This window comes from Roseivivax sediminis, assembly GCF_900112685.1.
GTDB classification, from domain to species: Bacteria; Pseudomonadota; Alphaproteobacteria; order Rhodobacterales; family Rhodobacteraceae; genus Roseivivax; species Roseivivax sediminis.
This window is the reverse complement of sequence record NZ_FOMS01000015.1, coordinates 63,171-76,411: the sequence shown is the minus strand read 5'-3', so window position 1 is coordinate 76,411 and position 13,241 is coordinate 63,171. Positions and strand designations below refer to the sequence as shown.

Here is a 13,241-nt window from a genome sequence, read left to right as displayed (position 1 = left end):
GCAGTTCGCCGCCGGACCGGGCGGTCCGAACACGATTGAGGCGTGCAAAGGGCGCCGGGGCCTGAGAAGCTGACTGCGACACGATTTCCCAGGCCCGGACCCTCATGGCGATTTACGCAAGCATCCACCACCTCACCCATTACACCTATGATCGCAACGTCACGCTCGGCCCGCAGATCGTGCGGCTGCGCCCGGCGCCGCATTCGCGCACGCGGGTCATCTCGCATTCGCTGAAGGTCGGTCCGACACCGCATTTCGTGAACCACCAGCAGGACCCCTACGGCAACTGGCTGGCGCGCTTCGTCTTCCCCGAACCGGTGCGCGAGTTCCGGATCGAGGTCGACCTCGTCGCGGACATGTCGGTCTACAATCCGTTCGACTTCTTCGTGGAGGAAGCGGCCGAGACATGGCCCTTCGAGTACCCGGCCGAGCTGACCGAGGATCTGTCGATCTACCGCAAGCCTGTGGCGACGGGGCCGCGTTTCGCCGACTACCTCGCCAGCATTCCACGTGAGGAGGCGCGCACCGTCGACATGCTGGTCGGTCTCAATGCCAAGCTGTCGGGCGACGTGGAGTACCTCATCCGCATGGAGCCGGGCGTGCAGACCCCGGAGGAGACGCTGGAGCGCGGCTCGGGCTCCTGCCGGGACAGCTCCTGGCTGCTGGTGAACCTCCTGCGGCATCTGGGTTTCGCGGCGCGCTTCGTGTCGGGTTACCTCATCCAGCTCAAGCCGGATCTGGAGGCGCTCGACGGTCCGTCGGGCACCGACCACGACTTCACCGACCTGCACGCCTGGGTAGAGGTGTTCCTGCCGGGCGCGGGCTGGATCGGGCTCGATCCGACCAGCGGGCTTTTTGCCGGGGAAAGCCACATCCCGCTCGCCGCGACGCCGCATTTCGCCAACGCCGCGCCGATCGCCGGCGGTTTCCAGGCAATCGGGCAGGTGAAGACCGATTTTCATTTCGACATGACCGTGGCGCGCGTGGCGGAACATCCGCGCATCACCAAGCCGTTCTCGGACGACGCCTGGCAGGCGCTGAACGCGCTCGGCCACAAGGTCGACGCGGCGCTGGAGGCTGGTGACGTGCGCCTGACCATGGGCGGCGAGCCGACTTTCGTGTCGATCGACGACTACGAGAGCGCCGAGTGGAACACCGCCGCCGTCGGCCCGATGAAGCGCGGCCTCGCCGACACGCTGATCCGCCGTCTGCGCACCCGCTTCGCGCCCGGGGGCTTTCTGCATTACGGGCAGGGCAAGTGGTATCCCGGCGAGACGCTGCCGCGCTGGACCTTCTCGCTTTACTGGCGCCGCGACGGCAAGCCGATCTGGGAGGATGCGTCCCTCGTCGCCTCCGAAAGCGCGGGCGGCGCCGCCGATCCCGAGGCGGCAGGCAGCTTCCTTGCGACCATGGCCGAGGAGCTGGCGGTGACGCCCGATTATGTCGTTCCGGCCTACGAGGACCCGGCGGAATGGCTCCTGAAGGAAGCGAACCTGCCCGAGAACGTCACGCCCGAGAACAACCGCCTCAAGGACGCCGAGGAACGTCACCGCATGGCGAAGGTGTTCGAGCGCGGGCTGACGCAGCCCACCGGCTACGTGCTGCCGATCCAAGCGTGGCAGTCGAAGGCGGCGGGGCGCAAGTGGCGGTCGGAGAAGTGGAAACTGCGGCGCGGCAAGGTGTTCCTGGTGCCGGGCGACAGCCCCGTTGGCTACCGCATCCCGCTGGGCGCGCTGCCCTACGTGCCGCCGGCGCAATACCCCTACACCTACATCACCGATCCGACCGTGCCGCGTGGCGATCTGCCCGATTACGACCATGGGCCGGACGTTGAGGGCGACCGGGCGCAGCCCGTCTCCGCCCCCGCGCCGCAGGCCGAGGTTCAGGCCGTGATCGAGCAGCAGCTCTCCCCGGTCGAGGGCGCGGTGCGCACCGCGCTGTCGGTGGAGCCGCGAGCCGGCAAGCTTTGCGTCTTCATGCCGCCGGTGGAGAGCCTGGAGGATTACCTCGATCTCGTCGCGGCGGCAGAGCGGGCGGCGCGGCGTCTCGGCATGCCGGTCCATATCGAGGGCTATGCGCCGCCGCACGACCCGCGCATGAACGTGATCCGCGTTGCGCCCGATCCCGGCGTGATCGAGGTGAACATCCACCCCGCCCATAGCTGGGACGAGTGCGTCGCGACGACGGAAGCGATCTACGAGGAGGCCCGGCAATGCCGGCTCGGCGCCGACAAGTTCATGATCGACGGGCGCCACACCGGCACCGGGGGCGGCAACCATGTCGTCGTGGGGGGCGCGACGCCGAACGACTCGCCGTTCCTGCGCCGGCCCGACCTTCTGAAATCGCTGATCCTCACGTGGCAGCGGCACCCGTCGCTGAGCTATCTGTTCTCGGGTCTCTTCATCGGACCAACCTCGCAGGCACCCCGGATCGACGAGGCGCGGCACGATTCGCTCTACGAGCTGGAGATCGCGCTGGCGAACATTCCGTCACCCGACTGGGGCGGCACGCCGCCATGGCTCGTGGACCGGCTCCTGCGGAACATCCTGATCGATGTGACCGGCAACACCCACCGCGCCGAGATCTGCATCGACAAGTTGTTCTCGCCCGACGGGCCGACCGGCCGGCTCGGCCTCGTGGAATTCCGCGGCTTCGAGATGCCGCCCGACCCGAAGATGAGCCTGGCCCAGCAGGTGCTTCTGCGGGCGATCATCGCGCGCTGCTGGCAGGCGCCGATCTCGGGCCGGCCGGTGCGCTGGGGGACGGAGCTGCACGACCGCTTCATGCTGCCCTATTTCCTCTGGCAGGATTTCCTCGACCTTCTGCGCGACCTTGGCGACCACGGCTTCGCGCTCGACCCCGCGTGGTTCGAGGCGCAGGCCGAGTTCCGCTTCCCGTTCTGCGGGCAGGTGGACTACGAGGGCACGCATCTGGAGATCCGGCAGGCGCTGGAGCCCTGGCACGTCCTTGGCGAACGCGGCGCCATCGGCGGGACGGTGCGCTACACCGACAGCTCGGTCGAGCGCCTGCAGGTGCAGCTGACCACCGCCAATCCAGACCGCTACGCGGTGACCTGCAACGGCCGGCGGGTGCCGCTGACGAGGACGGTGACGTCGGGCATGTCCGTCGCCGGCGTGCGCTTCAAAGCGTGGCAGCCGGCCGAGGCGCTGCACCCGACGGTGCCGGTGCACGCGCCGCTGACCTTCGATGTCTACGACACCTGGACGGGACGGGCGCTCGGCGGCTGCACATACCACGTCGCGCATCCGGGCGGGCGCAACTACGACACCTTCCCGGTGAACGGCAACGAGGCGGAGGCGCGCCGGCTCGCCCGGTTCGAACCCTTGGGTCATACGCCGGGGCCATACGTCGCGGCGGCAGAGGTGCCGCACCCGGAATTTCCCTTCACGCTGGATCTGCGCCGCCCCGCCGCGGTGTGATACACCCCTCTGATTCCCCCGTTGCGGCTTGGCGGCGGATCAGGCGGAAGGACGACGGATGGACCAGAACGCGCAGGCGGGGCACGCCCTGGCGTCTCTGATCGGCGACTATCGGGTGCCGGAGGGCGTGGCGGACGAGATGTTCGGACCGGACGGGCATGTGCGCCCGGTCTGGCGACCCTTCCTGGAGCGTTTCGCCCACCTCTCGGCCGAGGACGTCTCGCGCCGCTTCGCCCGCGGCGAGCAATACCTGCGGGATGCCGGCGTGTTCTTCCGCCAGTCCACCGGGGACGGGCCGGCCGAACGGGACTGGCCGCTCAGCCACGTGCCGATGCTGCTGGAAGAAGCCGAGTGGCTGAAGATCGCGGACGGCGTGGCACAACGCGCCGAGGTGCTCGAAAGCGTTCTGGCAGACCTCTACGGCGCCGGCTGGCTGGTGCGCGAGGGTGTGCTGCCGCCCGAGCTTGTCGCCGGCAACCCCGCATGGCTGCGACCGATGGTCGGCCTGCGGCCGCCTTCGGGCCACTACCTGCACTTCGTCGCGTTCGAACTGGGCCGCGCGCCCGACGGGTCGTGGTTCGTCCTCGGCGACCGGACCGAGGCGCCCTCGGGCGCGGGCTTCGCGCTGGAAAACCGGGTGGCGACCATGCGCGCTTTCTCGGACCCGTTCGAGCATGGTACGATCCACCGCCTCGCCGGGTTCTTCCGGGCGTTCCGCAGCGCGCTGCAACGCTCGGCCGAGACGCTGGACGGGCGCATGGCGATCCTGACGCCGGGGCTGGGGACGGAAACCTATTTCGAACACGCCTACATCGCCCGATATCTCGGCCTGATGCTGCTGGAGGGCGAGGACCTGACCGTGGTGGGCGGCCGGGTCATGGTGCGCACCGTCGCCGGGCTGAAGCCGATCTCGGTGCTCTGGCGGCGGCTCGATTCCGCGTTTGCCGATCCGTTGGAGCTTGACGACCGCTCCGCGCTCGGCACGCCGGGGCTGGTCAGGGCGCTGCGCGAGGGCAATGTCTGCATGGCCAACGCGCTCGGCGCCGGGCTGGTGCAGAGCCGCGCCTTCCTCGCCTTCCTGCCGCGCATGGCCGAATACCTGACCGGCGAGCGGCTCAAGCTGCCCAACCTCGCGACCTGGTGGTGCGGGCAGGAGCGGGAGCGCGAATACGTCGCTGCGAATCTCGGCCGGATGATGGTGGGAGACGCGCTCAGCCAGGATCTGCCGTTCGAGGCGGACGGCGCGCAGCTTATAGCCGGGCGTTTCCAGGACGGACGCGATGCCGATCCGGCGGCCTGGGTGCGCGCGCAGAAAGGCGCGCTGGTTGGGCAGGAGGCGGTGAGCCTGTCGACCACTCCGGTCTACGAGGACGGCGCCCTGCAGGCGCGGCCGGTGATGCTGCGGGTCTTCGCCGCCCGTACGGCGTCGGGCTGGAAGGTGATGCCGGGGGGCTATGCCCGGATCGGCGGGTCGGCGGATGCCACCGCGCTGGCGCTGCGGCGCGGGGGCCGGGTGGCCGATGTCTGGGTCGTGTCGGACCGCGACGTTGCGCCCGAGACGATGCACGACGCCGGCGCACCGTTCCAGCGCGCCGCCGACAGCCTGCTGCCGTCGCGCGCCGCCGACAACCTTATGTGGCTCGGTCGCTACGTCGAGCGGGCCGAGACGATGGTGCGCCTCTTGCGCGCCTACCACCTGCGTCTGGCCGAGACCGGACGCGAGGACGACCCGCGTGTCGCCCGCCTTGCCGCGCATCTGCGCGCGCTCGGCGTGCCGCGCGAGGCCGCCGAACCGGGGGCCGTGACCGCCGCGCTCGAGGCCGCGATCCGCTCCGCCTCCAAGGTGCGCGACCGGTTCTCGGTCGACGGCTGGGTGGCGCTTCAGACGCTGAAGGACGAGGTCGCCGATCATATGCGGCACGTCCAGCCGGGCGACGAGGCGGCGCGTGCGCTGGGGCAGTTCCTGCGCGGCACGGCCGGTTTCGCCGGGCTCGTCCACGACAACATGTACCGCTTTGTCGGATGGCGCTTCCTGTCCATCGGCCGGGCGCTGGAACGGGCGCAGAACATGGTGTCGACGCTCTCGGATTTCGCCGCGGAGGACGCGCCCGATGGCGCCTTCGACATCGCCATCGAGGTCGGCGACAGCGTGATGACCCATCGCCGCCGCTACCAGATTGACAGCAGCCGCACCTCGGTCATCGACCTTCTGGCGCTTGATCACCGCAATCCGCGCTCCGTCCGGTTCCAGGTGGCGCGGATCCATGCGCTCGCCGCCGAACTGCCGGGCGCGGAGGTGAGCGGCACCCTGTCGGACGTGATGCGCGCGGCGATGCGCATCGACACCCGCCTCGCCACAGCGGAGCCCACGGACATGGATGCGGCCGCCCTGCGCAGCCTTGCGCGCGATCTGACCGATCTCGGCGAGCGGATCACCGCCGCCTACCTGGTGTGACGTGATGCGCTACGATCTGACCCTGCGCATTGTCTACGATTACGGCGGGCCGGCGCCGACCGCCCGGCACGTCATGCGGATCATGCCAAGGCAGATCGCCGAGGAGCAGATCGTCGAGGATGTCCGGCTCAGGGTCGACCCCGAGCCAGGAGAGATTGCGCACCGCGCCGATTTCTGGGGAAACCCGGTGACCGAGATGGGCTTTCATGCGCCCGTCACGCGGCTCGAGATGCAGGTACGTGCACAGCTCGAGCGGCTGACCCGGCCGGAGCTTCTGGACCTCTCGCCTCCGCTGCCCCGGCTCGGGGCGGAGATCGCGGCCCGCCGGGCGCTGTCGCCGGAGCAGCCGCACCATTTCCTGTCGCCCTCGCCGCGCGTGGCGCCGGACATGCTGATCACCGAATTCGCGCGCCAGTGCCTCGATCCCGGCATGACGGTGCTGGCGGCGGTCCGGGCTGTGGGCCGGGCACTGCACGGTCACATGACCTTCGACGCCAAGGCGACGGACGTGAACACGCCGCCCGGCGCGGCCTTCGCCGCACGCCACGGCGTCTGCCAGGACTTTACCCACGTGATGATCGCGGGCCTGCGCTCGGTCGGCATTCCGGCCGGCTACGTCTCGGGCTTTCTGCGCACCGATCCGCCGCCGGGCCGAAAGCGGCTGGCCGGGGCGGACGCGATGCATGCCTGGCTGCGCGCCTGGTGCGGGGCGGAGATCGGCTGGATCGAATACGATCCGACCAACGATGTCATGGTGGGTAGTGATCACATCGTCGTCGCCGTCGGGCGCGACTATTCGGACGTCGCGCCGATCAAGGGCACAGTGCGGACGGCCGGACGTCAGGCCTCGCGCCACAGCGTCGACCTGGTGCCGCTCGGCGCCTGAGCCAGACAGCCGCGCTCTGGCCAAGCCACCCGCGATGCGACAGAGTGGCGCCGAAAGCGAATGGGAGCGCGCGATGTCACATCTCATCTACAGCGATACTGTGTGCGAGCTGGGCGAGGGCCCGCTCTGGCATCCGTGGGAAGAGGCGCTCTACTGGTTCGACATCCTCGGCAAGCGGCTCTACCGCCGCGACGCGTACGGCGAGCGGCACTGGCAGTTCGATCGCCACGTCTCCGCCGGCGGCTGGATCGACAAGGGCAAGTTGCTGGTCGCCTCCGAGACCGACCTCTTCGTCTTCGACACCGAGGCCGAAAGCGAAGAGAGCGTGGTGCCGCTCGAGGCCGACAACCCGGTCACGCGCTCCAACGACGGCCGGGCCGACCCCTGGGGCGGCTTCTGGATCGGCACCATGGGCAAGGCGAAGGAGCAAGAGGCCGGCGCGATCTACCGTTACTACAAGGGCGAGCTGCGCCAGCTTTACGACCGGATCACCATCTCGAACGCGATCTGCTTCGCGCCGGGCGGGGCCTACGGATATTTCGGCGACACCGATACCTTCCAGATCAAGCGCGTGCCGCTCGACGACGAGGGCTGGCCGGCGGGCGATCCGTCCGTGTTCATCGACCTCAGCCAGGAGCGCAAGCGCCCCGACGGCGCCGTCGTCGACACGCAAGGCAACCTGTGGAACGCGCAATACGGCGCCGGGCGGGTGGCTTGCTACAATCCCGAGGGCAAGTTCATGACCGCCGCGGGCCTCGCCGCCGGACAGATCACCTGCCCGGCCTTTGGAGGCGCCGATTACTCGACGCTCTTCGCCACGTCGGCAGCGGACGGCGCGGGGCCAGACGATCCGCTGGGCGGCGTGACGTTCTGCGTGCCCATGGGCTTCACCGGCCAGCGCGAGCACCAGGTCAAGCTGTGACCGAGACGGCGGATATCCTCATCGTCGGCGCCGGCATCGCCGGCATCGGAGCGGGGTCGGAGGCCGCGGCCGACGCAAGCGTGATCGTGCTGGAGAGCGAGCCGCGCGCCGGCATGCACGCCACGGGCCGCTCCGCCGCGCTCTTCATCCGCAATTACGGCAACGCCACGTTGCGCGCGCTCAACGCCGCCTCCGCGCCGATCTTCGAGGCGGCGGCGGAGTTCTGCGACGGCCCGGTCCTCGGCCCGCGCGGCGTCCTGCAGATCGCCGGAGAGGACGAGCTGGCGGCGCTCGACGCCTATGCGGACGGCGCGGCGGGGCTCACGCGCATGACCGGGGCTGAGGCGGCGAAGATCGTGCCGATCCTGCGGCCCGAGCGCATCGCCGCCGCGCTGCACGAACCGGACGCGCAGGACATCGATGTCGACCGGCTGCTGCAGGGCTTCCAACGGCGGCTGAAGGCGCGCGGCGGTCGCGTCGATGCAGGTGCGCGCGTGACCGCGATCGCGCGCGAAGGCGGTGTCTGGCGGATCGAGACGCAGAAGGCGGTCTACGAGGCGCCGGTGATCGTCGATGCCGCCGGCGGCTGGGCGGATGAACTGGCGGGGCTCGCGGGCGTGGCACCGCTCGGCCTCGTGCCGCACCGCCGCTCGGCCGCGCTCCTGCCGGCGCCGGGCGGGCACGACGTGTCGCGCTGGCCGCTCTTCGGCACGGTGACCGAGACGTGGTACGCCAAGCCCGACGCGGGCAAGCTGATGGTCTCGCCCGCCGACCAAGACCCTGTGACGCCGCACGATGTCTGGCCCGAGGACATGGTGCTGGCCGAGGGGCTCGACCGCTACGCCCGCGCGGTGACGGAGCCGGTGACGCGGGTGGAACGCAGCTGGGCCGGGATGCGCACCTTTGCGCCCGACCGCACGCCGGTCGTCGGCTTCGATCCCAGCGCCGAGGGGTTCTTCTGGCTCGCCGGGCAGGGCGGCTACGGCATCCAGACCTCGCCGGCCCTGTCGCGGCACGCCAGTGCGCTCTTGACGGGGCGGGCGCCGGAATTGCCGGAGGCTGTTGTCGCGGCGCTCGCGCCCGAGCGGCTGCGCGCTTAGGCCCGCCCGCAGGTCAGCCGGGGCAGCAGCACCGGCGTAAGGTACATCGGCACCTGATAGCAGCCGACGAAGACCATCAGCGGTGCGGCCGTCTCGGGCGGCAGCGCGGCGAGGAACAGCGCGAGATTGCGGTTGCCCGCGGCGATGGCGAGGCTGAGTGCGGCGTGCCGCGGGACCGCGTGCTTCGCCACCCGCCATGCCCCCGTGATCTGCGCGGCATAGAGCGTGCAGGCCAGGACGAAGGCGATGGCGAGCGCGCCCGGCGCCTCGCGCGCCGCCGGGGCGATGGCGGACATCAGCCCCACGACCACGAGCGCCATGGCCAGCGCCATCGCCCCGTCATAGGCCGGACGCGCCTCGGGCCGCGCGAGCGTCGGAAAGATCCGGCGCAGCAGCAAAGCCGTCAGGGCGGCGAGCGCGATGAGCGCGAGAAGCCGCAGCGCCCCGCCGCTCACCGCGCCGAGATCGGCGAAGGCGGGCACCAGCGCGAAGGCCGGCAGCGCCGTCAGCGGCAGAAGCGCGGTGCCCAGCGTCACCTGCCGCAGCGCCACGCTCACATCCGCGCCCGACATCGCCGCGAGGCCGGGCAGGCCGGTGATCGGCGCCGCTGCCGAGGCCAGCACCAATGCCGCCGCGAGCGGATGGGCAAGCAGCCCCGCGGCCCAGAGCGCCCCGCCGAGGCAGAGCGGCAGCGCCAGTTGCAGCGCCAGCGCGGCGACCAGGGCGGTGCGTGCCTCCGGCCCCCGTGGGCGCAGCGCCGAGGGACCCTCGCGCAGGACGGCAAGGCAGAGCATCGCGCCCAGCATCGGCACGATCCACGGCGCCATCGCGTCCGCGAGCCCCGGCACCGCGATGCCGGCCAAGAGCCCCGCGACCAGCAGCCAGCGCCCGTGCCGCGCGCAGGCAGCCAGAGGCCTCACAGCGTCGTGGCCGCCCGCGCGGCGTGGTCGTAATTGCCCGACATCGCCCGCAGCAGCGCGGCGAGGCGCGACATCTCCTCGGGTTTCCAGCCGGTCTCGCGTGCCAGCTCGATCAGCAGGCTCTCGCGCACCTCGCGGTAGCGGGTGCACACCGCCGTGCCCTCCTCGGTGATCTCCACGGTCTTGTCCTTGCCCTTGCGCGCGGTCGTCACCAGCCCGCGTTCAGACAGCTTGCGCACCGCGTAGGTGACGAGGTGCGCGTCCTCGACATGCAGGACGAGGCGGATGTCGCTCTGCGTCTTGGCGCGGTCACGGTGGTTGACGAGATGCACGATCAACACCTCGAGCGGCGACATGCCCGGCGCGCCGGCAGCGTCCATGCAGCGCACGATCCAGCGCTGGAAGGCATGGTTGGCCATGGTCAGCGCGTATTCCAGCTCTGACAGTTCGGGCAGGGCGGAGGCCGCGAGATGCGCCGAACTGACGACCGGGCCGATGCGGGCGTTACCGTCACTCATCGCGACAGCATCGTGCCGGGCAGCCAGAGGGCGAGGCCGGGAAACAGCGACAGGAGCGCCACCGCGAGGACCAGCAGGCCGAAGAACGGCAGCGCGGCGCGGGCGACCCAGAAGATGTCGCGCCCGGTGATCGTCTGGATCACGAAGAGGTTGAAGCCGACCGGCGGGGTGATCTGGCTCATCTCCACCACGAGGACGAGGAAGATGCCGAACCAGATCGGGTCGATCCCCGCCGCCGTGACCATCGGCAGGATGATCGACACGGTCAGAACGACGATGGAAATGCCGTCGAGGAACATGCCCATGACAATGAAGAACACCGTCAGCATCGCAAGAAGCGCGTAGGGCGACAGCCCCATCTCTCCGATCAGCCGGGCGAGTTCGCGCGGGATGCCGGTATAGCCCATGGCGACGGTCAGGAACGATGCGCCGGCGAGGATGAAGGCGATCATGCAGGTGGTGATCGTCGCGGCCTTCAGCGAGTCGAGTGCGCCCGCGCGGCTGAGTGCGCCGGTCGCGGCAGCGAGAATCAGCGCGCCGGCGACGCCGATCACGGCGGCCTCTGTCGGGCTGGCGAGACCGAGGTAGATGGACCCGATCACCGCCACGATCAGGCCGATCACCGGCAGAAGGCGTGCGGCCGCGCGCAGCGTTTCGGACCGGTCCACCGGCGGTTCCGGCGGCGGCGTGCGGTCGCGGTGCGTGAGCGACCACAGCATGATGTAGCCGCCGAAGAGCGCCGCCAGCATGAAGCCCGGCACCACGCCGGCGAGGAACAGCCGCGCGATGGATTGCTCCGTCGCCGCGCCGTAGACGATGAGGATGATCGACGGCGGGATCAGGAAGCCGAACGTGCCCGATCCTGCGAGCGTGCCGATGGCCATGCGCTCGTCGTAGCCGCGGGATTTCAGCTCGGGCAGGGACATCCGCCCGATGGTCGCCGTCGTCGCCGCGGAGGAGCCCGAGACCGCGGCGAAGAGCGCGCAGCCCATGACGTTGACGTGCAGAAGGCGCCCCGGCAGCCGCGCGGTGAACGGCGCGAGGCCCGAAAACATGTCCGAGGACAGGCGCGAGCGGACGAGGATCTCGCCCATCCAGATGAACATCGGCAGCGCGGTGAGGTCCCAGACCGTCATCGACCCCCAGACCTTGGTGGCGAAGACGAGGCTCGGCGGCGCGGACGCGGCGGCGAACATCGCCACCATGCCCACCGCGATCAGCGCGAACCCGACCCAGAGGCCGAGCGCCAGCGCGCCGAAGAGCACGACGACAAGAAGCGGGGCAAGCGTTGCGATCTCCATCAGTCCGGTCCTCCGGTGCGCGCCTCGGCGGCGTCGTGGGCGGGCGTGCCGCCGCGGGCCGCAGTCGCGGCCGCGTCGAGGAGCGCGACGCACATGAGCGCGAGGCCCAGCGTCATTGCCCCCTGCGGGATCGCCAGCGGGATCGGGACGACGCCGTAGCTCACCGCGCCGAAGCGCAGGCTGTCGGCCATTTGAAGTCCGCTCGACCACGTCGCGAAACCGGCCAGCGCCGCGGCGGCGAGCGCCACGAATACGCCGAGCCACCGTGCCGCGCCGTCGGGCAGGGACCGCGTGACCAGCTTGACCCGCACATGCCCGCCGGCTTGCAGCGTACCGGCGAGGCCAAGAAAGACCGCGCCAGCGAAGAGGAACCCTCCGAATTCGGCCAGCGACGGGATCGTCAGCCCCGGAGGCGGCAGCGACATTAGACGCGCGATCCGGTCGGCCAGCCGCCCCAGGATCTGCAAGAGCACCAGCACCGCGATCAGCCCGAAGGTGATCGCCGACAGCCACAGCGCGGTGTCGTAGAGACGGTCGAGAAAACGGCGCATGCCGCACCTCCGGACGTGGAAGGGGGGCAGGGCGCGCGGCGCGCCCCGCCCGATTGGATCACTCGGCGCCCTGATAGGTGTCGACGATCTCCTGGCCGGCCTCGCCGGCCTCTTCGAGCCATTCCTCGGTCATGGTCTCACCGATCTCGGCCATTTCCTGCGACAGCGCCTCGGAGGGCTCATTGATCGCCATGCCGTTCTCTTCCAGCGTCGCGATGCCGCTTTCGGTCTCTTCGCGGGACATCTCCCAGCCGCGGGTCTCGGCCTCTGCGGCGGCGTCCATGATGGCGGTCCGCTGCTCTTCGGGCAGCCCCTCGAAGGCCTGGGTGTTCACGATCACCATGTTCTTGGGAAGCCAAGCCTGCGTGTCGGTGTAGTGCGAGGTGAAGTCCCAAGCCTGGCTCGACACGCCTGTCGAGGGCGAGGTGATCATCGCATCGACCCTTCCGGTTGCGAAGGCGGTGGGAATGTCGCCGGTCTCGATCTGCGTCGGCACCGCGCCCATCAACTGCGCGAGTCGCTCGGTCGCGGCGTTGTAGGCGCGGAAGGACGCGCCTTCGAGGTCAGAGGCTTGCGCCACCTCGGCCTGTGTATAAAGGCTCTGGCCCGGCCACGGCACCGCGAAGAGGAGCGTCAGCCCCTGTTCGGCGAGCCGTTCCTCCACGACCGGGCGGGAGGCCTCCCAAAGGGCCTGGGCCTCTTCGTAGCTCGACGCGAGGAAGGGGATCGAATCGATCGCGAAGACCGGATCCTCGTTCGCGAGGCGCGACATCAGCACCTCGCCGATGGGCGCGAGGCCGCGGCGCACGGAATCCTTGATCTCGGGATGCGCAAAGAGCGAGCCGGCCGAATGCACGGTGATCTCGACCTCGCCGTCAGTGGCCGATGCCACGTCTTCCGCGAAGGTCTGGATGTTCTGCGTGTGAAAGACGCTGTCGCCGTAGGGCGTGGGCATGTCCCAGCTTGCCGCCGCGGCGGGCAGCGCGAACATGGCAGCGGCGAGGGCCGCGGAAAGACCGCGGAACGAAGTCATGGTCATGGCGAATATCCCTGTCTCGACGGCGTTTTTCCGACCGTCCGGGCCGGCCGCCGTCGCCCCGGACAGGGAAAGCTTGACCAGACGTCGACAATTTGTCAACGATTTGTAA

General features: G+C 70.1%; 10 protein-coding genes. 5 read left to right on the top strand and 5 right to left on the bottom strand.

Annotated elements, in window-relative coordinates:
* Nucleotides 1-104 precede the first annotated feature (104 nt).
* From F3H57_RS19215 to F3H57_RS19195, 5 genes are all read left to right on the top strand, one after another.
* The gene (locus tag F3H57_RS19215) at nt 105-3,440 is read left to right on the top strand and encodes a transglutaminase family protein (protein ID WP_149758071.1); all 3,336 of its coding nucleotides are present in this window, start codon (nt 105-107) and stop codon (nt 3,438-3,440) included.
* A gap of 58 nt (nt 3,441-3,498) precedes the next feature.
* On the top strand, nt 3,499-5,895 hold the full coding sequence (locus tag F3H57_RS19210) for a circularly permuted type 2 ATP-grasp protein (RefSeq protein ID WP_149758069.1): 2,397 nt from the start codon (nt 3,499-3,501) through the stop codon (nt 5,893-5,895).
* Between the two features lie 4 nt (nt 5,896-5,899).
* Nucleotides 5,900-6,781: a transglutaminase family protein gene (locus F3H57_RS19205; RefSeq protein ID WP_149758067.1), complete on the top strand. Its 882-nt coding sequence runs from the start codon at nt 5,900-5,902 to the stop codon at nt 6,779-6,781.
* A gap of 73 nt (nt 6,782-6,854) precedes the next feature.
* Nucleotides 6,855-7,703 carry an SMP-30/gluconolactonase/LRE family protein gene (locus F3H57_RS19200; RefSeq protein ID WP_149758065.1) on the top strand — a complete coding sequence of 283 codons (849 nt, stop codon included), beginning with the start codon at nt 6,855-6,857 and terminating at the stop codon, nt 7,701-7,703.
* The gene (locus F3H57_RS19195) at nt 7,700-8,803 is read left to right on the top strand and encodes an NAD(P)/FAD-dependent oxidoreductase (protein ID WP_149758063.1); all 1,104 of its coding nucleotides are present in this window, start codon (nt 7,700-7,702) and stop codon (nt 8,801-8,803) included. Before F3H57_RS19200 ends, F3H57_RS19195 begins: the two co-directional genes overlap by 4 nt.
* On the opposite strand, the gene F3H57_RS19190 is transcribed toward F3H57_RS19195, so the two are convergent.
* Genes F3H57_RS19190 through F3H57_RS19170 form a run of 5 tightly spaced genes read right to left on the bottom strand, consistent with a single transcriptional unit; the run spans nt 8,800 to nt 13,132 of the window.
* On the bottom strand, nt 8,800-9,723 hold the full coding sequence (locus tag F3H57_RS19190; protein WP_149758061.1) for a hypothetical protein: 924 nt from the start codon (nt 9,721-9,723) through the stop codon (nt 8,800-8,802). The two genes, F3H57_RS19195 and F3H57_RS19190, sit on opposite strands and share 4 nt — an antisense overlap.
* Complete coding sequence (locus tag F3H57_RS19185; RefSeq protein ID WP_149758059.1) at nt 9,720-10,241, bottom strand: winged helix DNA-binding protein; 522 nt, start codon at nt 10,239-10,241, stop codon at nt 9,720-9,722. The genes F3H57_RS19190 and F3H57_RS19185 overlap by 4 nt, the downstream gene beginning before the upstream one ends.
* Nucleotides 10,238-11,542 carry a TRAP transporter large permease gene (locus F3H57_RS19180; RefSeq protein WP_149758057.1) on the bottom strand — a complete coding sequence of 435 codons (1,305 nt, stop codon included), beginning with the start codon at nt 11,540-11,542 and terminating at the stop codon, nt 10,238-10,240. The genes F3H57_RS19185 and F3H57_RS19180 overlap by 4 nt, the downstream gene beginning before the upstream one ends.
* On the bottom strand, nt 11,542-12,093 hold the full coding sequence (locus F3H57_RS19175; RefSeq protein WP_149758055.1) for a TRAP transporter small permease: 552 nt from the start codon (nt 12,091-12,093) through the stop codon (nt 11,542-11,544). The genes F3H57_RS19180 and F3H57_RS19175 overlap by 1 nt, the downstream gene beginning before the upstream one ends.
* 58 nt (nt 12,094-12,151) lie before the next feature.
* Nucleotides 12,152-13,132 carry a TRAP transporter substrate-binding protein gene (locus F3H57_RS19170; protein ID WP_223163153.1) on the bottom strand — a complete coding sequence of 327 codons (981 nt, stop codon included), beginning with the start codon at nt 13,130-13,132 and terminating at the stop codon, nt 12,152-12,154.
* Nucleotides 13,133-13,241 lie beyond the last annotated feature (109 nt).